Here is a 21,964-nt window from a genome sequence, read left to right as displayed (position 1 = left end):
GAATTGAAAGTTGAAAGTGATATCAAATAATTTTCAACTTTCAATTCTCCACTTTCAATTATTTAAGTTCATATTCATACCTACTCTCGTTACCACAACCGTCAGTAGCAATAAATACCAGTTTATGCACCTTGCCTTTCTTTAGTCTTTCGTGATCGAATTTATAAATGTAGAGTGGCTTCTTCACATCATGCTCGAACAGTGCATATTCTCCATCGATAGTACCTTTATATGAAGCAACTCCACTCTTATCATCTGTTACCCGTATTACGATTCTTTGATTTGCAACCCACCTTGCAGGCTGTTCGGGAGTAATAACCGGAGCCTTACAATCAGAGCTCACAGCATAAGTATGCCCCAGATCGCGTATGCCGACGGTCACAGCACCATTGTTATATTTTCCGCCAATCCACGATTCATCACCTTTAGCATTGATACGCACAATACCATATTGAGATTTATCGGGCAGGGAATCTTTGGTCAGCTTTATGGTTATATTGCAAAAGCCGTGTAGCGGCACATATTCATCATTGACCTTATACATGGAAGAGATACGACCGGGAGCCTGTTTACGTTCAAACGCAAAAGACAGATCATTATAAAGATTGCCTTTAGGAATAGTAATGGAAAACAAGTCTGCCGAGAAATGATTATCTTCATCCCATTTCATCTTTTGAGTATGTTTCTTTTCATCGGGAATATCCTGTTTTTTCCCTATTACATTAAAAGTATAACTGGTACGGTTGCCATATAAATCCTCCAATTCGTATCGTAGTTTATATACTTTCTCCTGATCTATATTTATATAGCCATCATTCTGTGCTTTATAAATCTGCAGTTTGTTTCCCGGTTCTATAAAAGACTTCTGATAAAACGCTCTTTTACTATACCAATAGTTATAATCTATCATACTGTTGATCATTCGGGTATTGTTAAAATCGACAGAAGTGATGTCCGATGAGAATACCTCCTTTTCATCGAACAATAAACGGACATTCTTTACTCCATATATATTAGAAGTACCGGTCATACGGTCGTTTGCATATACACCAATCCCTATCCTGCCCCATGCCTTTATGGAATCCTTTGGTTGAGAATAATTTCCGTCTTTCAGGGTAGTAATTGTTTCACGGAAAGGATTCCGGTTGTTATTTACCACCCCCTCACCCGCAACAGGATAGATAGCAATACCTTTCAGTTGCGGAGGTACAGCATCCTTGATCTGCGTTTTATAATAAACCAATGGATCAAGAGCCAGCTGATCGGCACTATTCCTTATTTCGAAATGTACGTGTGGACCACCTGAAGATCCCGTGTTGCCACTATACGCGATCAATTCGCCTTTTTTCACAAGCAATGCAGCTGAATCTAAAGAAATATCTATGCGATAAGACTCTTTTTCATATTGCTTTTCTTTGAGGTATTTTGCGATTGAGGGAGCATAGCTGTTCAGGTGACCATAAACACTGGTATGCCCTGTTGCTGGATGATCTATATAAAGTGCCAGTCCATATCCTGAAGGCGAAACCGATATACGGGACACATATCCGTCGGCAATAGAATAAACAGGTTTATTAACCACAGCCTGTGTTTTCAGGTCGATTCCCGAATGAAAATGATTGGGACGCAATTCCCCGAAATTGGCACTGAGAACAATTGGTATATCGAGTGGCGACTGGTATTGGTTTTGTGCAACAAGGCCAATAACTATAATATATGTGACTATGAGGATATATATCTTTTTCATTATTCGTATTTAAGTTCGTTTAAGACACACAAAAGTAGAGGAAATTAGCGACTATAACAAAAAGCGCCACCCCGTTAAGAGTTTGTCATCAAAATATTCTTTATTTATCTATAGGTAAATATTTACAAAACAATTTGTTGAGTATTTCACTTAAATAGTATATTTTTGGAGACTGATAGAACAACATATATTTTTTCGAGTAACACTAAACATCAATTATCTTAAACTTTCTTATGAGAATGCCCGGTAAAATATCTATAGTCATTTGTTGCTATAATGAATACACGAATTTACCTACCGTCATAAATGCCATTCACGAGAATATAAAACCGACAGGTTATCAGTATGAAATAATCGCCGTGAACGACGGAAGCGTAGATGGAAGCCAGGAATTACTGGAAGAATTATCACAAAATGATGAAAATCTCTTTTATATCGAGTTTTCACGCAATTTTGGACATCAAAACGCATTAAAAGCGGGAATAGACCATGCGAGTGGAGATTGCGTCATCTCGATGGATGCAGATATGCAGCATCCACCCCGTTTACTGCCTGAGTTTATACAAAAGTGGGAAGAAGGGTACGATATTGTATATACCCGCAGGGAATGTGATCCATCATTAGGATTATTCAAAAGAATATCATCCAAATACTTCTATAAATTCCTGAATGCAGTATCTGATATAAAAATGGAGAAAGGTGCAGCCGATTTCAGATTAATGGACAGGCATGCAGCTGATGTTTTAGTCAATATAAAAGGTGGCGATCTCTTCATCAGAGGGCTGGTAAACTGGATAGGGTTTAAACAATATGCAATAGATTACCAGCCTGATAAACGATTATCCGGATCAACCAAATATACCATAAAAAAAATGCTCCGTATGGCAGCCCTCGGAGTTATTTCATTTAGTTCAAAACCTTTACAGATATCTTTGTATCTGGGATTTATAATAGCATTGTTATCTTTATTATTTATACCTTATGCCGCCATCAGTTTTTTTATTGGACATGCCAAAGCCGGATGGGTTTCATTGATACTCACTATATCTTTTCTCGGGGGATTACAATTATTTATTTTAGGTATTATAGGACTATATATCGGACGTATCTTTGCTCAGACTAAAGGTTATCCTCCATATATTGTACGCAGCACAAATTTAACAGAAAGAGAATGACATCCAGAATATTACTAAGTTTCGATATAGAAGAGTTTGAAATGCCCCGTGAATATGGCAATCCCATACCTTTCGATCTGCAAATGGAAGTATCAATAAAGGGAACCGAACGTATATTAGATCTGCTAAAGCAGCATGATATAAAAGGAACATTCTATACTACGGCCAACTTTGCGCAACATGCAAAACACATTGTACACAGAATAGTAAAAGAAGGGCACGAACTGGCTTCACACGGTTATGTACATGATCACTTCGAACCTCATCACCTGAAGCTATCAAAAGATATACTGGAAGAAATAGGAAATATTCCTGTATATGGCTATCGCATGGCACGGATGATGCCCGTACCTGAAGAAGAGGTATACAAAGCCGGCTATATATATAATTCGTCTATTAACCCTACATATTTGCCGGGTAGATATAATAAGCTGAATGAGCCTCGAACCTATTTTTACAGGGAAAATGTACTGCAATTGCCTGCGTCAGTCAGTCCATTATTACGGTTCCCTTTGTTCTGGATATCTTTTCATAATTTACCGGCATCGTTATACCGTGGCTTTGTAAAGCGTACAGTGAAGAAAGACGGATATCTGAATACTTATTTTCATCCGTGGGAATTTATGGACATAGGTCCTAAGAAGAAATACAACTTTCCTTTTTATGTTACACGCAATACAGACAACAGAATGGTTAAAAGGATGAACGATTTCATTATATGGTGTAAACATAAAGGATATGAATTTGAACGCACATGCGATTTTGTGCAGGCAATAAGCAATAAATAATTAACCTGTTAATAATGAATGCTATATTAACCTTTTTTCAAAAACCGATATTCAGGGACAAACGATTTATTATGTCTATCTGGTTCCTTATCCCATTACTTGCGGGGATAAAACATATAACCAGAGGAATCGGCAATAATTATTATATATTCAAATACTCTTATTACCACCTCATAGAACAGGTTAATCTGTATGCCCAATATCCGGGCCAGCATAACGATTCGAACCATTACGGACCTATTTTCAGCCTCGTTATAGCTCCATTTGCTTTACTACCCGATAACATAGGTAGTTTATTATGGGAACTGGCCATTGCGACAACACTATTTATTGCTATATATAAATTACCTATACAATGGATGGCAAAAGTTATAATCTTTTGGATTTGTATGGAGCCATTATATACCAATGCCTTGAATAGCCAGACAAATACTATGATAGCCGCCTTTGTTATAGGTGCTTTTATCTTTATAAGAAAAGAGAATGATTTTTGGGCGACCTGTCTGATAGCTCTAGGATTCTTCATCAAATTATATGGGATAGTAGGATTGGCATTCTTCTTCTTCTCGAAACAAAAAATAAAGTTCATAGGATACTTCTTATTCTGGTGCGCTGTTTTCTTTGCCTTACCCATGTTGTTTTCATCACCTGAATTTGTAATACAAAGTTACGCTGACTGGTATGAATCCCTTACAGGTAAAAACAGTGATAATATCACATCTATTATGCAAAATATATCGGCTTCGGGTATGATACAAAGGATTTTTGGACATGACATTTCCAGTATTACAATAATCGTCCCTGCCATACTCCTGTTTGCATTACAATATTTAAGAACAGATATGTACAATGATACAAGATATCAGTTGGCATTACTGGCCTCAACACTGATGTTCATCGTATTATTCAGCTCCGGTTCGGAATCATGCACATATATAATAGCCACTGCGGGGTTTGGTATCTGGTTTATTATACAGGAAAAACCTTATAGCAAATATGTGATTTTCCTACTTGTATTTATGATCGTCTTATCGCTATTAGGTGCATCAGACTTAGCACCGTCATATGTGAAAAGAGAAATAGTGAGAAAATACGCTCTGAAATCCTTGCCATTTCTTATCACATGGCTTACCCTTATATACCAAATATTGAAGATGAAGAAAGCGCCGGAAACCCAGTTTTCATCGGTTTATATTGAGAAAGGAGAAGGCGTATGAATTTCTTTCACAAGAAAACAACATTGAATTTCAACACCATAGCGACAAAGGTTAAAGATTTTCAAAAAAAACAGTATCAAAAATTTGCACATAATCAAAAATGATTTACCTTTGCATCCGCAATCGCAGGAGAAAGATACTGTAAATACAGAGAAACTCCACAGGATGGCCCATTCGTCTATCGGTTAGGACGCAAGATTTTCATTCTTGAAAGAGGGGTTCGACTCCCCTATGGGCTACAAAAGTAATAAAATATAAAACATAAGGATTAGTCAAGATGGCAAATCATAAATCAGCAGAAAAAAGAATCAGACAAGCGGAAGTTAGACGCTTGAGAAATAGATATGTAGCAAGAACAACACGGAATGCTGTTAGGAAGTTTCGTACACTAACAGATAAAGCAGAAGCTCAAAAACTATATCCTTCTGTATGTTCTATGCTTGACAGACTAGCTAAGAAGAACGTTATTCATAAGAACAAAGCGGGCAACTTGAAATCGAAGCTTGCCGCGCATGTAAATTCTTTGTAAGAGAGAAGATACTAATATAAACATTATATAACGACAAAAGGCCAGGTTTAAATGCTTGGTCTTTTTTATTGCACAAATATCTAAATTTTCATCATTATCCGCTTGTTATACCAGAACTTATACTTATCTTCGCACCCGCTAATAACAATTATGTATAATTAAAATTAACAAAGAAAGAAAATGGCTACAAAGATCCGTTTACAAAGACGAGGACGCAAAGGTTACCCTTTTTACCATATCGTCATTGCAGATAGCAGAGCTCCACGTGATGGAAGATTTATTGAAAAGGTTGGTACATACAATCCAAATACCGACCCTGCTACAATAACATTAAACTTCGACAGGGCTTTGTACTGGTTACAAGTTGGTGCTCAACCTACCGACACTACACGTAACATACTTTCTAAAGAAGGAGTTCTACTTAAGAAACACCTTTTAGGTGGTGTTGCCAAAGGTGCTTTCACTGAAGCTGATGCCGACAAGAAATTTGAAGCATGGCAATCTGAGAAAGAAAAAGGAACTCAGGCAGTCATCAACAAAAACGAAACTAAAGCTAAAGCCGACGCCAAAGCCCGTTTAGAAGCTGAACAAGCTGCAAACAAAGCTAAAGCCGCTGCCGTAGCTCAGAAAAAAGCCGAAGAAAATGCTGCCGCCGCAGAAGCCGAAGTTGAAGAAGCTGCACCTGCTGAAGACGTAGCTGAAACTCCGGTTGCAGAAGCAGAAACTCCTGCAGAAGAAAAAAGCGCTGAATAAAATAAAAATTCAGATAGGTTTATAATATGAGCCCGGTACTATACCGGGCTCATATTATTTTATATCAAGAGTTAATTCATCTATCAAATCCTTACTATTCATCGCTTCCAGTCCGTATCTAACAGAAGCTCTGTCTCCCGCCAGTCCGTGTATATATACGCCCAGTATGGCCGCCTGCCAATTGTTATACCCTCTTGCCAGCAAACCCGTGACATAACCCGTCAATACATCGCCGCTACCTCCCTTTGCCATACCACTATTCCCCGTTGAATTAAAATAGCAGTTACCACCGGGCAAGCAAACCATCGTGTGAGCACCTTTTACAATAATCACCGATTTAAGGTTTGCAGCTAATTCCCGAACCAATAGTATTTTCTCCTGTTCATCTTTCCATTCACCGACAAGCCTTTTCAGTTCTCCCGGATGAGGGGTAAGTATGGAACCTTCCGGTACAAACTGTCTCAATTCATAATTGTCAGCCAGTATATTCAAAGCATCAGCATCTATTACCATTGGTTTTGTTGAACTCTTCAACAATAGTTCAAACGTCTTAATTGTTCTTGGAGCTTTGCCCAATCCACAACCGATACCAATTGCCGAGTAATTATCCAGATTTTCAGGCAATTCCGAAAAACAATCGTCATTATCAAGACTTGTCATTGCCGATGGATAGATGGCCTGTAAAGAGAATCTCTCTAATTGAGGCAAATGAACTGTCACCAATCCACATCCTGACCGAAGAGCAGCTCCGGCACACAAGACCGCTGCTCCTGACATTCCTCGCGATCCACAGATAAGCAAGGCATGACCATATATACCTTTATGTGCGAATTTATCACGCTTACGAACAATCCCTTTTATTAGATCATTTGTAATATAATGATATTCAGTTATAGCTTTATCAATAAAGTCTTTGCTTAACCCTATCGGCAGTATTTTTATGTCACCACAGTATTCTCCGGCTTCCGGCAACAACATCGCCAATTTAGGAAACTCTAAAGTGAGTGTTACACCGGCTTTGATAATACTTTGCCCGGCATTACCAAATTCCGTCTTCATACCTGATGGCAGATCGACTGATATGACTTTATTCGGCAATCCATTAACCTGATCGATAATTTCAGATAAAGGCTCCCTAAGATCTCCTTTTACCCCCGAGCCGAGCAACGCATCTATAATAATAGCATCTGGCTCTAAATCAGAAAACCTGACAATTGAAAATCGACGAAGCGAAGGCGAGTCAAACCTGACATATTTCGGTAATCTTTCCAGATTATAACGACATTCCTCACTAAGTTCGTCTTCCTTATCAGTCAGCATACAAACTAAACAATCATAACCTGCATGAAACAAAATACGGGCAACGGCCAGGCCATCTCCCCCATTATTGCCTTTTCCTACGAGGAACAGCAATGAAATGGTTTTGTCAATATTTTCACACACCCACTGTGCGATAGCATTCGAAGCTCTCTCCATAAGGGCTATAGAATCTATCGGTTCATTCTTGATAGTATATTGATCTGCTTCCTTAATCTGACTTCCTGTTAGTATTTTCATAGTACCATTTTTATTTTTTAGAAATAAATAATCGTTCCTCCATCCGAACCGGCAAATTCTTTCAATAAATCCTGCATATATACTGCAGCTTCTTCTACCCCTGCCTTACCACTATATCCGTTTATAATAGCCAGAAAACTGGTGGTCTCCAAACTTATCTTTGTCCGTTCGTGGTCGCTGGTCGGAGTACCTATTCCACCTATGGCATCCCTGTAAACAGGAAGTCCTTCGATATTCATTATACCGCGACCAATGGCTTCATAAGGCTCATCTGCCTTTCCCACACCAAGGGTAAGAGAATCTCCATGAATTTTATCTGCATCAAAGCCACCTATAGAGTAGCCTGTCCTGATAGAGACCAAATTAATAAGATCGACAAGCGTATCTATCTGATATAAGGGAATATCGCGCAGTATCCTCCGGCACAAAGCTTCGGAAGACGGACGGTAGCGATTAGGATCTTTTCCCAGGCGTTTATATGCCATGCGGGTTGCTTCGATGACAGGGTTTTTCTTAATATCCTCTATTTCATGCGTTTCCCTATACTCCTTAGTAAGGCTATTAATCTCTTCCCACAATTTTTCATTATATATACTGTTCTTTACTTTCGCAAATATGGCAACTCCTGAAAAACAGGGACATATATTCTTAATCTCTTCCGATACAGTTATTTTTAACATTTATATTTTACTTCTATCTGATATATAACTATTTAATAAATTATTTTATTGTGAAAAAGTTACAAAAGTTACACTTTTGCAGCATTTTCAACCAAAACCTGACAGATTCAGTTATCAGTAAACAACGCATTTCATTCTTAATTCTTCATTTCTCTTTTTTATTTTCGCCTTCTTTTCCTCGTTTGTCATCCTGAGGAACGAAAGATCTCTTTCATTGGATATTCGCTTCGCTCTGGCATGACAGAAAACAAAACCTGACAAACATTACAAGTTTTTCTATTTTTTGAAGAACTCTTTATCATTGGCACATTGACATATTGAATTATTAGCACAGTGATATCCTATAGATAAAGCTATCGACAAATAATGCAATTACATAATGACTTTCCGGGTATATTTATTCAGACTCATAAGCCATATAACAAGCAAGGAAATTCCAAAAGAAAGAATAGCGACCAGAAGAAGTTTTACAACAGCAGGTACCGCTATATTCGGATAAATTACATCATAAGAAAACTGCACGAAAATAAAATGACAAAGGTATATCCCAAACGTCAGTGTGGCTATTTTAGACAAGACCGGGGATGCTTTTATCTTCACCCTCTGCATTACAATATATATAGCAAAAGTCATCAGGAACACATTGATGCCCGAAAAATACCAGATAATCTCGAGATTGGCATAGCTGCCCGGATAATATTCCTGAGTAAGGACAAAACCTCCGGCAGTAATAGCGTAACCGGCCAGGAACAACGGCATGGCAATCCGCAAGGCTTTGGACATACTCCACTCCAAAGGAAACCTTTTCAGGTAGTAAGCCAATACGACATATCCCAAAAAGCCCGAAAAATAATAGAACATCCCATACGGGTTCCATTCACATACACCCAACAAGCCCAGATTTCCACCATTGCCCTCATATCCTAATACTGGAGCAAACATCTGAATATAAGGCAAGAACATACTGACTACCCAGATACGCAAAAACCATTGAATATCCTTCTTTCCAGCCTGTACCAGCCATGCGCTGATAACAGGCATAAACAAATAAAGACCTATGAGCATATATGCGTACCATAAGACAGTAGTATCATAATTGAAATTGAAAATAAACAGATATAGTTTCTGTAAAGTCTTTCCTATCGTATAATCCTCTAATACAATATTAGGATTCACTATTTCAATACCCGAGTTCACATAGAGAAAATACAAAACAGGAAGCATCAGCGACCAGAATACAAAAGGCCATAAAAGCCTTCTGGCCCGCTTCCTGTAAAATTCGCGCATTTCCATATTTACAGGCAACAACAGCAATCCGGATATCATAACGAACAGCGGAACGCACGGACGCACCAGACTACCGATAAAAGCCCCTGTGAGAAATTCTGAATGATTAGTATCGAACCGGGCTACAAACGGATCGCAACTGTGCGCGACTACAACAAGAAAACAGGCTAGTACCCGTAAAAGATCGACCCACACAATATGTTCCGAAGATGTATTTTTCATGGTCTATATTTGTTTTTTATTAGCTGTCCGAAATTACTGAAATAAACAATGCCCTGGAAGATCAGCCGTCCGATATTTTCACAAAGGATGTTAAAATAGCAAATAAGGCTTAACTATGACTTTTTGGCTAAGATTAGATCAATATGTATAAAATTTTATCAGTATTACAGCTTAAAAAGTTATCTTTGTGTCTCAAAAATTAACCTAAAAAATATTCAGAAGATGAAACCAACCTTGTATGTATTAGCTGCCGGAATGGGAAGCCGCTATGGAAGTCTGAAACAAATGGATGGCCTGGGTCCTAACGGTGAAACAATCATGGATTATTCGATCTACGATGCACTGAAAGCCGGATTCGGAAAAGTTGTATTTGTTATCAGGAAATCGTTCGATAAGGATTTTCGTGAGAAAATCGTTTCCAAATATGAAAACCATATTCCGGTAGAAGTTGTATATCAGGAACTGGACAACCTGCCCGAAGGATATACTTTGCATCCCGACAGACAAAAACCATGGGGAACCAACCACGCTGTGATGATGGCAAAAGATGTGATCAATGAACCATTTGCCGTTATCAATGCCGACGATTTCTACGGACGCGACAGTTATGAAACACTAGCCCGCCAATTGGAAAAAATGGAAGGACAGGAAAACCATTACTGCATGGTAGGCTACCGTCTAAGCAACACATTATCGGAAAGTGGTGCTGTAGCGCGCGGTGTATGCGAAACAGACGAAAACGATTTTCTGAAAAGCGTGGTAGAACGCACACATATCGAGAGAAAAGACGGTAAGATACAATATAAAGACGCAGAGGATTACTGGTATGAATTACCTGAAAATGCTCCTGTATCTATGAACATGTGGGGATTCACTCCGGATTATTTCGAACACTCGGAGAAATATTTCGTAAAATTCCTTGATGCAAATGTTGGTAACCACAAAGCAGAATACTTCATCCCGCTGATGGTTGACCACCTGATCGTTAATAAAATTTCCGATGTGAAAGTGCTGGACACTCCGTCAAAATGGTTCGGTGTAACTTATGCCGAAGACAGGCCTTCGGTAGTCGAAAAAATACAAAAACTGGTAGACAACGGCACATACCCTACCCCGCTATGGAAATGACGGGTAAAAGGTTATTTTATCTTATTTTTGAAACCAAATCTCACTTAAATTTGTTATTTTTGTAACGCAAAATATTAATACAGAATTAATTTATAATAAACTAGAAAACAATGGTTAATTACAAAGACTTAGGATTAGTAAACACCAAAGGGATGTTTGCAAAAGCGGTAGAAGGCGGATATGCAATTCCAGCTTTCAACTTCAATAACATGGAACAATTACAGGCTATCGTTTCTGCTGCTTCTGAAACTAAATCTCCGGTTATCCTACAGGTATCAAAAGGTGCACGCGAATATGCAAATCCAATCTTATTACGTTTCATGGCTCAGGGAGCTGTTGAATACGCAAAAAGCCTTGGATGGGAAAAACCTCAGATAGTGCTTCACTTAGACCACGGCGATACATTCGAAACATGTAAATCTTGTATCGATTCAGGATTCTCTTCTGTTATGATCGACGGTTCTCACCTTCCATACGAAGAAAACATTGCCCTTACAAGAAAAGTGGTTGACTACGCTCACCAATACGATGTAACAGTAGAAGGTGAACTTGGCGTACTTGCAGGTGTTGAAGATGAAGTTTCTGCAGAGCACCATACATATACTCAACCTGAAGAAGTAGTAGACTTTGCTACTAGAACAGGTTGTGACTCACTGGCAATCTCTATCGGTACTTCTCACGGAGCAAACAAATTTACTCCTGAACAATGTACAAGAGACGCTAATGGTATGTTAGTTCCACCGCCGCTCCGTTTCGACATCCTTGAAGCTATCGAAAAAGAACTTCCCGGATTCCCTATCGTTCTTCACGGAGCATCTTCTGTTCCTCAGGAAGAAGTAGCTACTATCAACAAATATGGTGGCGCATTGAAAGATGCAATCGGAATTCCTGAAGAACAACTTCGCAGAGCGGCTAAATCTGCAGTTTGCAAAATCAACATCGACTCTGACAGCCGTCTTGCTATGACTGCTGCTATCCGTGAGGTATTCGCAAATAAACCGGCAGAATTCGACCCACGTAAATATCTGGGCCCAGCTCGTGAAAATGCTAAAAAACTGTACAAACACAAAATCGAAGCAGTGCTTGGCAGCGCAGGAAAAGCTTAATAAAATATAGCTATTCTATATAAAAAATGAGGAGTTTCGTATTATGAAACTCCTTATTTTTTTTGGCTTATTGATTCGTTTATATTATTTTTCCTTTTTTACAATCCTCATTGCATAGAACGAACGGTATATAAATACCAGAGCGACAATAAGGAATCCTACCCCTATCCATTTACTATAAGATGCCATGCTTTCCGATATGGCAATCTCTACTGCCAGTAATCCGAACAAGGTAGAAAACTTAATTATTGGATTCAATGATACAGAAGAAGTGTCTTTATATGGATCACCTACTGTGTCACCCACAACAGTCGCCTCGTGAAGAGGTGTATTTCTCTCTTTTAGCTCCACTTCTACGATCTTTTTCGCATTGTCCCATGCACCTCCGGCATTTGCCATATATATTGCCTGATACAAGCCGAATACCGCTATAGATATAAGATAAGCCACAAAGAAATTAGGATCGATGAATGCAAAAGCCATCGTAATGAATAACAACGCGAGGAAAATATTCCACATACCCACCTGTGCATATTGGGTACAAATCTTTACTACCGCTTTCGAATCCTCTATATCAGCTTCTTCTTTATTCAGGTTGATATGCTTTTTGATATATTCCACGGCACGGTACGCTCCCGTTGTAACAGCCTGCATAGACGCACCGGAGAACCAATAGATAACAGCACCACCACATATAAAACCAAGGAGGACAGGTGCGGCTATCAGATTAATATCCAGCAATCCCATTTTTTCAAGTACAAGGATAATGGAAAATATCATTGTTGTGGCACCAATAACAGCGGTAGCTATCAATACAGGTTTTGCCGTCGCCTTAAATGTATTTCCGGCAGAATCATTTTCTTCAAGAGATTCCTTCCCTTTTTCAAAATCAGGGGCAAATCCAAAGTCTTTTTCTATTTCAGAAGATATCTCAGGCAAATGTTCGATACGTGACAGCTCGAATACCGACTGGGCATTATCTGTTACTGGCCCGTAGCTGTCAACAGCAATAGTAACAGGCCCCATACCGAGTAAACCGAAAGCAACAAGGCCAAAAGCAAATATAGATGGGTATGCCATTATACTACCCAGCTCCTGCTGCGAAATAAAATACGCAACAGCCATTAGTAACGCAATCGTAAGACCTTTCCAGAATGCGCTGAAATTACCGGCCACCATACCCGATAGAATATTCAGAGATGCTCCTCCTTCGCGCGAAGCTGTTACAACTTCTTTCACATGGCGTGACGAGGAACTGGTAAACGCTTTAGTCAATTCAGGTATAACGGCAGCGGCCAGAGTTCCACAACTTATAATAGATGCCAGTTTCCACCAAAGTCCGTTTTCCATTCCATTCAACATGAAATAACTGGCGATGTAAGTTGCTATAATAGAAATAATTGATGTAATCCAAATAAGCGCTGTAAGCGGATTCTCAAAATTGAACTTTAATAAGTTTCTATATTTCGCTGTGGCAATCCCCTGATTGATATAATAAGACAAAATAGAAGTAAACAGCATCATCAGACGCATAACGAATATCCATACAATAAAAATGGCCTGATATTCTACGTTCAACACGGCCAAAACAATAAATGAGATCAGTGCAACGCCTGTAACTCCGTATGTTTCGAATCCATCGGCTGTCGGCCCTACACTATCCCCGGCATTGTCGCCCGTACAGTCTGCAATAACACCCGGATTACGGGGATCATCTTCTTTTATGTTAAAGACAATCTTCATCAGGTCGGCTCCAATGTCGGCTATCTTGGTAAAAATACCGCCAGCGATACGCAAAGCAGACGCACCCAGAGATTCACCTATGGCAAACCCGATCAGACAAGCACCTGCCATATCTCCCGGAACAAACAGGAGGATAACGAGCATCATTATCAGCTCTACTGTAATGAGCATTACCCCTACACTCATACCTGCCTTTAGCGGAATATTCACGACATCCCAGGGACGCTTGCGAAGCGATGCAAAAGCTGTCCGGGAATTGGCCAGTGTATTGATACGGATTCCATACCATGCCACGCCATACGATCCGGCTATCCCTAGCACTGTCCAGAAGAGGACAGATAACAGGAATGCAACCCTGCTGACTTCTCCAGTTGCTACAATCTCCGGTTCGGAAAGGAAGCCGAAGTATATAAGCATGACCACCGAGATAATGATTAGCAGATAAAAAAGAAACCTGCCTTGTTGCAAAAGATAGGTTTTACATGTTTCGTAAATTGTCTTCGATACATTGAGCATCGAAGCATGTACGGGTAATTTTTTAATGTAAAAATACTGCACTAAGCCAAATGCTATTCCAAGCAACAGAATTAAAAGTCCCCATAATAAGAGGTTGTAACCTGGTCCTAAATCCGGAACTTTTAAGTCTGCTTCACTGGCCATAAGGCTTAGCGGCAGTAAAAACAATGAGAGAGATAGTAACTTCTTCATGCGTACTGATTTTTTAGATTAGTTATAAAACAAGTACAATAAAATTATAAAAACAGTTACGCTGTCCATTTTGTTTTTATAGTATTATTGTACCTTCCACCTTTGTTAACATAGCAAATATAATATTTTTATTAACAAATATTATATTCGGGCATTTTTTTTAGCTAAAAAGACAGAAAAAACATGATCTGTCTCAAATTTTAACATATTTGAGACAGATATATAATAAGAAATTAATGATTAATGCCAATCAGTAGATGGATTTAATCGTTCGTTTCTTTTCTACTACGCGCAATCGAAGATTGCTTGTGTTCCTTTTGCCCAAAGCCCCAAAAGGAACCAAAAACACTTTGGTGGCTCATCCTTCGTGCGACCCGTTACAGGCTCACGGGCTAAATGGAAAGATTGTCCTGCGGACGCTTCCCATTTCACGCCCCTCTCACCTGACGGATGCCCCGCACTACGGCTTAATGCCACCGGGCAAAGCCACGACAAGGCAGGGTAATTCTTTATCGTGCGCCAGCTTTCCGTGCATAGGTTCCTACGACGGGCACCTGTCCGGTGAAGACGGCGTGAAACCAAATATTGTCTGAGCCGAAGGCGAGTTTATTTGGTTTAGCCGGCAAGCCGTTGACAGGTCGGCGGGGAACAAAGCACTAGCCTTTTGTTTCGTTTTGGGCAATGCCAATCAACGATCGACGAAGCGAAGGCGAGTCAAAATGAAAAACAACCCCGAAGGGTGCGTTAGTAAAATTGAACATTTAAATCTAACTGCTGATTCGCATGATTTGATTACTTGACAGAAATCAGAATATTTTATGCATTACATAGTCGGTCATGAGATAACCGCAACCGATTTCATTATCCTCCCTTTTTGCGATACTGAAGCCCATTAGTTCATAAAAGCTGATGGCTTTAGTATTATCACGGTTTACATTTAAGGCAAGTCCCGTATTGTTATTCTCTTTGGCTATTTTTATTGCAACATCGATAAAGAAACGGCCTATACCCCTTCCCTGTAACGAAGGTAATATGTATATTTTGTGTACTTTGGTTATATTAGTGTTTTGATAGTTCAGCTCGTAAGATACATATCCCAGATATTCTCCGTTCTCTTCGGCAAGAAGATATTGATGTCCGCTATCCATCTGTTTTTCCAATGAACTTTGGCTATACATCATATCCATCATGTATGCGATCTGGTCTTCCGACAGCATTTCAGCAAAGGTATGCGGCCATATACGGTCTGATAATGATTTAATTATAAATATATGATCTTTATTGGCTTCTATTATATTCATCAGTCTTCCATTGTAAACGATTTCATCCCTATGCGGCTGCCATCGGCAAATATGTCTATCCGGTATGTGCCGGGCATCAGATATTCTTCCACATCCCAGTACATAGTAACAGGCACCTCTTCCCCTCCGTATTCTATCATTCTCTTTATCGAATAATTGATATCCCTGTTTTCGAAGGCAAAAGTATTTGTACGGCTCTTGGTTAGCACGTCATTATCCGGCTTCATTATGCGCACGTAAATAGTACGTTCTCCAGGTTCAGCCGTTATATTTTTAGTGATCATAAAATTGATGACCAACCGTTCCACCTTACTTATCTTTTTCTGGACTTTTCCTTTGTTATTGGTGGCTTGTACGCTAATCCCTGTTGCATCGAGTTTAGCAGCCAGTGTCACCTTTTCATTCAGGTTTTCTTTTTGCTGTGTTACTTCGTTAAGGGTACGCGTCGTTTCGTGATATTTGGTAGTTATCTCCTGCTTTTCCTGTCTGAGTTGTGCATTGGCCCTGTTTAATGAATCTATCTGTACGATATATGATTTTAACACCTGTCTCAATGTAGCCAGTTCTTTATTCAAACGAGAGATTTCAGCTTTATTTTCGGCCTTCACAGTTTTAAGCTCTTCTAACAGACGCTGTACTTTTGCCTGTTCGTTTGTCAGTTTCTGCAACAGGGAATCGTTCTTTATATTCATCTTGAACCCTTCATATTGCATCGACAAACTCTCGTATTCGTCCTCAAGCTGTTGCTTCGACAAGCTGCTTTCTTCCTGAAGTTCTTCTATTTGTGTCTTTTGATTGAATATGAAATAGCCCGCAATCCCCATACCTATAATCAGTAAAACGATTACGGCTATTAATATCTTATTATTGTTTCCTTTCTCCGAACTCATAATGATATTTTAAAATGCGACTACAAATATAAATGTTTTTAATCAGAATGTATAAAAGCTCGTAAATGCTTTCGCTTTTTTTAATAAATCCCAATATTTTTGGTCTTTAATTAATTCTATTTCTCAGAATAAGCACGTACATTTGTTAGGTTTTTATAAGGTATTGAACCAATGTGACAGGGTTTTTGTTTACAAATTGAAAATAAAAGGATTAAGATCACAGACCTATTTTTTTTTATTAACCTGACTGATTATAGGAACAACAGATTTTCCGATCAGGAAATATATCACATAAAAAAGACTCTAAATATATACATTAACTAATATAATAAATTAAAATTATGTCTAAAGTAACAGTTGTTGGCGCCGGAAATGTAGGTGCTACATGTGCAAATGTCCTTGCCTTTAATGAGGTGGCAGACGAAGTGATAATGCTCGATGTAAAAGAAGGTGTATCGGAAGGAAAAGCAATGGATATGAACCAGACTGCTCAGCTTCTGGGTTTCGACACACGCATCAAAGGAGTGACAAACGATTATGCCGCTACCGCCGATTCTGATGTTGTTGTTATCACATCTGGCATCCCACGCAAACCGGGTATGACACGCGAAGAACTTATCGGAGTGAATGCCGGTATTGTGAAAAGTGTTGCAGAAAACATCCTTAAATATTCGCCCAATGCCATCCTTGTTATTATTTCCAACCCTATGGATACAATGACATATCTGGCTTCGAAAGTAACAGGGCTTCCTAAACACCGTGTGATCGGTATGGGAGGAGCTTTAGACAGTTCACGTTTCAAATATTACCTGAGTCAGGCTTTAGAATGTAATCCGAATGAAGTTGAAGGCATGGTGATCGGCGGACATGGCGATACTACTATGATCCCTGTTACACGCCTTGCCACATATAAAGGTATCCCTGTATCAGATCTGTTATCAAAAGAAACCCTCGATAAAGTAGTTGCCGACACAATGGTTGGTGGAGCTACTCTTACCGGTCTTTTAGGTACTTCTGCATGGTATGCACCGGGAGCAGCAGGAGCTTATGTGGCTGAAGCGATTATTCATGACCAGAAGAAAGTAATCCCTTGCTGTGTAACACTAGAAGGTGAATACGGACAAAACGATATCTGTATTGGTGTACCTGTTGTTTTAGGCAAGAATGGATGGGAAAAGATCATCGACCTGAAACTGACTGCTGAAGAAAAAGAAAAGTTCGAAGCTTCGGCTGCTGCTGTTCACAAAACAAATACAGTATTGAAAGAAGGCAATCTGATCTGATCAGATAAAATAAGTGATATGAAAAAAGGATGTTCACTTGAACATCCTTTTTTAGTTATTTATCTAGATAGTATTATTTCGCTTGTTCCAACTGCAATGTAACTGTTGGTTGATCACATACTTCTTTTGGTCCGAAGTACTGGATAGGACCAGGATAAACGAATTCTGTCCCCACTGCCCATGCTTCACGATTTGCTTCGAGGAATTTGAACGGAGCGCCATCCAGTTTCACAAGAGCTTTCTGGATAACAGGTTTCATTTCACCATGACGGCGTTCCATATTCAGCATCATTGTTACCGGCACACCGCCTGCAATCCATTGATCAGCCGGAGCAGTTGTGTTACGAACAGATGACATATAGCCTGTTTTCCCTGTTCCTATAAGTCCGGCAGCCGTAAAGCCTAATGTATAGCAATAATCTGCATCGTAATTAGATGGAGCTGCACAACGACCTTCATATCCGAAGAAGTGAACCTGAGATGCGAATTTACCGTTATACTTACCTGCAGCCTTCATTTCTGCCAGTTTATTTCCTACCATTTCTGCCAGTAATTTTTCTGTTTCGATAAGAGAAACCTGCACATTTCCGTGAGGGTCACGATCGAGTGTCAACTGACGGGCAACTCCTGCCGGAAGACTTGCAAATACTTTCGCGTTTTCGGCAGAAAGGTTTTTAGTAATATATTCTAGCTGGTCATCTTTAGGCACAGCATTGAATTCGTCCTGATGATGAGCAAGGAAATCATTCAATTCAGAGATGAGAACTTTCATTGCCGGAATAAATTCGATAAGTCCCTCAGGAATAAGTACTGTACCGAAGTTATTTCCATCAGCGGCACGTCTTGCCACAACATTTGCTATATCTGTTATTATATCGTCAAGGGAAAGTTTCTTTGCTTCAACTTCCTCTGAAATGATACACATATTAGGTTGTACCTGCAAAGCACACTCAAGAGCGATATGAGAAGCCGAACGTCCCATCAACTTGATAAAGTGCCAGTATTTGCGCGCCGAATTGCAGTCACGCTGAATATTACCGATAACTTCGGCATACACCTTACATGCAGTATCGAAACCAAATGACGTTTCTATCATTTCGTTTTTCAGGTCGCCATCGATTGTTTTAGGACAACCAATCACTTGTACCCCTGCGTTTATCGCTTTATAATATTCAGCCAGCACACAAGCATTTGTGTTGGAATCGTCGCCACCAATAATAACCAGAGCTTTGATCTCTAGTTTTTTCAATATTTCAAGACCTTTATCAAACTGTTCTTTAGTTTCCAATTTTGTACGTCCCGAGCCAATGATATCAAACCCTCCTGTATTGCGGTACTCGTCGATAATGTCGGCTGTAAGTTCTTTATAATCGTGATCTACCAATCCGCCCGGCCCCATAAGGAAACCATAAAGACGGCTGTTACCATTCATATTTTTAATACCATCAAAAATTCCTGCGATTACATTATGACCTCCGGGAGCCTGTCCACCTGATAAGATAACCCCTACATTGATTGCCGGATAACTTGTCTTTTCAGAAGTTTCCACAAATTTGATAGTAGGCATACCATAAGTATGCGGAAAAAGTTTTTTCACTTCTTCCTGATCTGCTACCGATTGTGTTGCAGCACCTTCTTCCACTTTTATATAGCCATGCAACGCTTTCGGCATTTTAGGCTTGTACTCAGCTCTAGCTATTTGTAACGCGCTCTTTTTCATCTAATTGTTTTATTGTTTTATATAGTTAAAATATTAATTCCTTCAAAGGCAGGCAAATTTCGCTATTTTTTTCGAAATATTAAAGTTATAGACTTACATAGTTAGCTTTTTTATATATTTTTCTGTAATTCACAAATTCTATTTTCTTCTTTTCTTATCCCGGCTAACTCTTTTCTTCATATTGGCTCCCAAGTCTTTCTTTTTGTTTACTTATAACAATGCATAAAATACCATTTTGACAATCAAAATATCTATAATTATACACAAAAACACCTATTATATAATTATTAACCATAATTAACCAACATTTTATGACATTTTGATACTAAAAATTTCAAAATCACAAAAAACAGAATTACATTTGCAGCATAAAAATGACTTAAAAAAAATATTGTTATGAAAGCAAAATTTTTCTTTTCTATTCTACTAGTATTCTGTTTGTCTACTGCTATTAATGCAAATACTCGTGAAACAATTAAACTGAGTAATATAGAACAAACAGAAAATGGTTGTGTTAAAGAAATTCTATACTGCGACAAAGAAACTAACGCTCCTTTGTCAAAAACGATCTATCAATATGATGCAACAGGACGTATACTGGAAAAAGCAACATACGAATGGAACGAATTGAAAGGATGGGTTGGTGTACAAAAGTACGAGTATGGATATGATGACAACAATCTTCCAACAACACCTACTGTCGTTAAATGGGATAAAAAATCTAACAATTGGGCTAAGAGGTAATCTTATTTAACTAAAACATTGCCCCGGCTTTTCTAATTTGAAGAGCCGGGGCTTTTTTTGTCAAAAACAGTTAAAATATTAAATATATTTCACAGACCTATCCCCCTTTATTTTATTTAGATAAATTGATTCCTTACATTTGCAATCATTTTAAAGAACAAATGCCTTTTTGCTTAACGGATAAATAATTAAGTACCAGAGCAAAAAAAACTAAAGTTATACACAGATTATGAAATTTAAGTATCTATCTGCCATTACCGCAATCATTCTCGGTGTTACCTCCTGCATCAAGGATGAACCACTGAACAGAGAAACCGACATTCTATCATTCAAAATATTGGATGACAGCTATGTGGATGACAATCCTGATCCACAGACCGAAGAAGTCTTTGTATATGCTACTGACGATATTAATCTCGAAAAGGTAACAACAGAAATCACATTATCGCCCGGAGCTACGGTTTCTCCCGCATCGGGAACCGAACAGGATTTTTCGAAGGGGCCTCTTACTTATAAAGTTGTTTCCGAAGATGGTAATTTCACTAAAAACTATCTTGTAACTATTGTCAGGTTATCCACCCTTGATCTGAAATTTGATTTTGAAGACTGGAAACAGACCAATATGGGATACTATGACATGCAGATAAAGACCAGTGAAGGTTTTTATGTGAAAATGTGGGATTCGGGCAATCCGGGTATTGCTATAGTCAATAAAGGGAAGGAATTCCCTACCAGGCCATCGGCTACCACCGAAGCTTACAGTGGACAATATGCGGCTAAACTGGAAACTTCGTACGGAGGAGTAAAGATAGGAAACATCCAGATCCCGATTTTCAGCGGATCACTATTCTATGGACGTTTTTCACTGGCAGAAGGTATTGGCGAGCCACGTAAATGCCTGCATCTGGGACGTCTGCATCCTCAAAAGCAAGGCAAACCATTAACATTTACCGGATATTATAAATATAAAAAAGGCTCCCCTTATGTTTATCTGGAAAACGGACAGGAAATACGGACTGATGCCATTGATGATGCTTTCTCTATTTATGCCGTATTATTTAAGGTTACCAAAGGTGAATCTTATAATGAGTATCTGGACGGTATAACAATTATGGATTCTGAAAAGATCGTAGCCCGTGCCGACTGGAAACCCGAAACTGCCAACCAGACCGACAAACTGGTTGATAAAGGATTTACCAAATTTACGATTCCTTTTGAATATAAGAATGGAGCAGAACTTGATTATGATAATTATGATTACAAACTGACTATTATGTTTGCTTCCAGCAAAGATGGAAACGAATATAAAGGATCGATCGGAAGCACCCTCATTGTGGACGATGTAGAAATTATATGTGATACACCCCAATAATAAAACCAGAGAAA

Annotated in this window: 19 protein-coding genes and 1 tRNA gene; 11 read left to right on the top strand and 9 right to left on the bottom strand. The window is 38.9% G+C overall.

Features of this window, described 5'->3' with window-relative positions:
* Positions 1 to 58: 58 nt before the first annotated feature.
* The gene (locus GGR21_RS08895; protein WP_183306847.1) at positions 59 to 1,747 is read right to left on the bottom strand and encodes a M23 family metallopeptidase; all 1,689 of its coding nucleotides are present in this window, start codon (positions 1,745 to 1,747) and stop codon (positions 59 to 61) included.
* A gap of 239 nt (positions 1,748 to 1,986) precedes the next feature.
* Between GGR21_RS08895 and GGR21_RS08890 the strand changes: the two genes are divergently transcribed.
* The 6 genes from GGR21_RS08890 to GGR21_RS08865 all read left to right on the top strand — a co-directional run bounded on the left by GGR21_RS08890 (position 1,987) and on the right by GGR21_RS08865 (position 6,209).
* Positions 1,987 to 2,922 (top strand): glycosyltransferase family 2 protein, encoded by a 936-nt coding sequence (locus GGR21_RS08890; RefSeq protein ID WP_183306846.1) that lies wholly within the window; start codon positions 1,987 to 1,989, stop codon positions 2,920 to 2,922.
* Positions 2,919 to 3,710 carry a polysaccharide deacetylase family protein gene (locus tag GGR21_RS08885; protein WP_183306845.1) on the top strand — a complete coding sequence of 264 codons (792 nt, stop codon included), beginning with the start codon at positions 2,919 to 2,921 and terminating at the stop codon, positions 3,708 to 3,710. The genes GGR21_RS08890 and GGR21_RS08885 overlap by 4 nt, the downstream gene beginning before the upstream one ends.
* 14 nt (positions 3,711 to 3,724) lie before the next feature.
* Entirely contained in the window at positions 3,725 to 4,927 is a 1,203-nt protein-coding gene (locus GGR21_RS08880) for a glycosyltransferase family 87 protein (RefSeq protein ID WP_183306844.1), read from the top strand.
* Positions 4,928 to 5,094: 167 nt separating this feature from the next.
* Positions 5,095 to 5,166 (top strand) — tRNA-Glu (locus GGR21_RS08875).
* A gap of 38 nt (positions 5,167 to 5,204) precedes the next feature.
* Positions 5,205 to 5,456, top strand: a complete 252-nt coding sequence (rpsT, locus tag GGR21_RS08870) for a 30S ribosomal protein S20 (RefSeq protein WP_183306843.1) — start codon at positions 5,205 to 5,207, stop codon at positions 5,454 to 5,456.
* Between the two features lie 180 nt (positions 5,457 to 5,636).
* Positions 5,637 to 6,209: a 30S ribosomal protein S16 gene (locus GGR21_RS08865; protein WP_183306842.1), complete on the top strand. Its 573-nt coding sequence runs from the start codon at positions 5,637 to 5,639 to the stop codon at positions 6,207 to 6,209.
* 54 nt (positions 6,210 to 6,263) lie between these two features.
* On the opposite strand, the gene GGR21_RS08860 is transcribed toward GGR21_RS08865, so the two are convergent.
* The 3 genes from GGR21_RS08860 to GGR21_RS08850 all read right to left on the bottom strand — a co-directional run bounded on the left by GGR21_RS08860 (position 6,264) and on the right by GGR21_RS08850 (position 9,955).
* A complete protein-coding gene (locus GGR21_RS08860; RefSeq protein ID WP_183306841.1) occupies positions 6,264 to 7,766 on the bottom strand; it encodes an NAD(P)H-hydrate dehydratase in 1,503 nt (500 codons plus the stop codon).
* A gap of 17 nt (positions 7,767 to 7,783) precedes the next feature.
* A complete protein-coding gene (locus GGR21_RS08855) occupies positions 7,784 to 8,446 on the bottom strand; it encodes a B3/B4 domain-containing protein (protein WP_183306840.1) in 663 nt (220 codons plus the stop codon).
* Positions 8,447 to 8,818: 372 nt separating this feature from the next.
* The gene (locus GGR21_RS08850; protein WP_183306839.1) at positions 8,819 to 9,955 is read right to left on the bottom strand and encodes an acyltransferase; all 1,137 of its coding nucleotides are present in this window, start codon (positions 9,953 to 9,955) and stop codon (positions 8,819 to 8,821) included.
* 222 nt (positions 9,956 to 10,177) lie between these two features.
* On the opposite strand from GGR21_RS08850, the gene GGR21_RS08845 reads away from it, so the two are divergent.
* Positions 10,178 to 11,083, top strand: a complete 906-nt coding sequence (locus tag GGR21_RS08845; protein ID WP_183306838.1) for a sugar phosphate nucleotidyltransferase — start codon at positions 10,178 to 10,180, stop codon at positions 11,081 to 11,083.
* A gap of 110 nt (positions 11,084 to 11,193) precedes the next feature.
* Positions 11,194 to 12,189 carry a class II fructose-bisphosphate aldolase gene (locus GGR21_RS08840; protein ID WP_183306837.1) on the top strand — a complete coding sequence of 332 codons (996 nt, stop codon included), beginning with the start codon at positions 11,194 to 11,196 and terminating at the stop codon, positions 12,187 to 12,189.
* 84 nt (positions 12,190 to 12,273) lie between these two features.
* Here GGR21_RS08840 and GGR21_RS08835 read toward each other — a convergent pair whose 3' ends face one another.
* The 4 genes from GGR21_RS08835 to GGR21_RS08820 form a co-directional block, all read right to left on the bottom strand.
* Entirely contained in the window at positions 12,274 to 14,640 is a 2,367-nt protein-coding gene (locus GGR21_RS08835) for a sodium-translocating pyrophosphatase (RefSeq protein WP_183306836.1), read from the bottom strand.
* Positions 14,641 to 14,925: 285 nt separating this feature from the next.
* The gene (locus GGR21_RS08830) at positions 14,926 to 15,222 is read right to left on the bottom strand and encodes a hypothetical protein (protein WP_183306835.1); all 297 of its coding nucleotides are present in this window, start codon (positions 15,220 to 15,222) and stop codon (positions 14,926 to 14,928) included.
* 224 nt (positions 15,223 to 15,446) lie between these two features.
* The gene (locus GGR21_RS08825) at positions 15,447 to 15,941 is read right to left on the bottom strand and encodes a GNAT family N-acetyltransferase (RefSeq protein WP_183306834.1); all 495 of its coding nucleotides are present in this window, start codon (positions 15,939 to 15,941) and stop codon (positions 15,447 to 15,449) included.
* A complete protein-coding gene (locus tag GGR21_RS08820; protein ID WP_183306833.1) occupies positions 15,941 to 16,831 on the bottom strand; it encodes an AAA family ATPase in 891 nt (296 codons plus the stop codon). Before GGR21_RS08820 ends, GGR21_RS08825 begins: the two co-directional genes overlap by 1 nt.
* Positions 16,832 to 17,172: 341 nt before the next feature.
* Between GGR21_RS08820 and mdh the strand changes: the two genes are divergently transcribed.
* On the top strand, positions 17,173 to 18,114 hold the full coding sequence (gene mdh / locus GGR21_RS08815; protein WP_183306832.1) for a malate dehydrogenase: 942 nt from the start codon (positions 17,173 to 17,175) through the stop codon (positions 18,112 to 18,114).
* A gap of 73 nt (positions 18,115 to 18,187) precedes the next feature.
* Here the strand turns inward: mdh and GGR21_RS08810 are convergent, their stop codons facing one another.
* Entirely contained in the window at positions 18,188 to 19,834 is a 1,647-nt protein-coding gene (locus tag GGR21_RS08810; RefSeq protein ID WP_183306831.1) for a diphosphate--fructose-6-phosphate 1-phosphotransferase, read from the bottom strand.
* Between the two features lie 390 nt (positions 19,835 to 20,224).
* On the opposite strand from GGR21_RS08810, the gene GGR21_RS08805 reads away from it, so the two are divergent.
* Positions 20,225 to 20,578 (top strand): DUF3836 domain-containing protein, encoded by a 354-nt coding sequence (locus tag GGR21_RS08805; protein ID WP_317169874.1) that lies wholly within the window; start codon positions 20,225 to 20,227, stop codon positions 20,576 to 20,578.
* Positions 20,579 to 20,807: 229 nt separating this feature from the next.
* Positions 20,808 to 21,950, top strand: a complete 1,143-nt coding sequence (locus GGR21_RS08800) for a PCMD domain-containing protein (protein WP_183306829.1) — start codon at positions 20,808 to 20,810, stop codon at positions 21,948 to 21,950.
* Positions 21,951 to 21,964 lie beyond the last annotated feature (14 nt).

Origin of the sequence: Dysgonomonas hofstadii (assembly GCF_014196915.1) — a bacterium.
GTDB classification, from domain to species: Bacteria; Bacteroidota; Bacteroidia; order Bacteroidales; family Dysgonomonadaceae; genus Dysgonomonas; species Dysgonomonas hofstadii.
The sequence above is the reverse complement of the archived record's forward strand: the minus strand, read 5'-3'. Positions and strand labels throughout refer to the sequence as shown.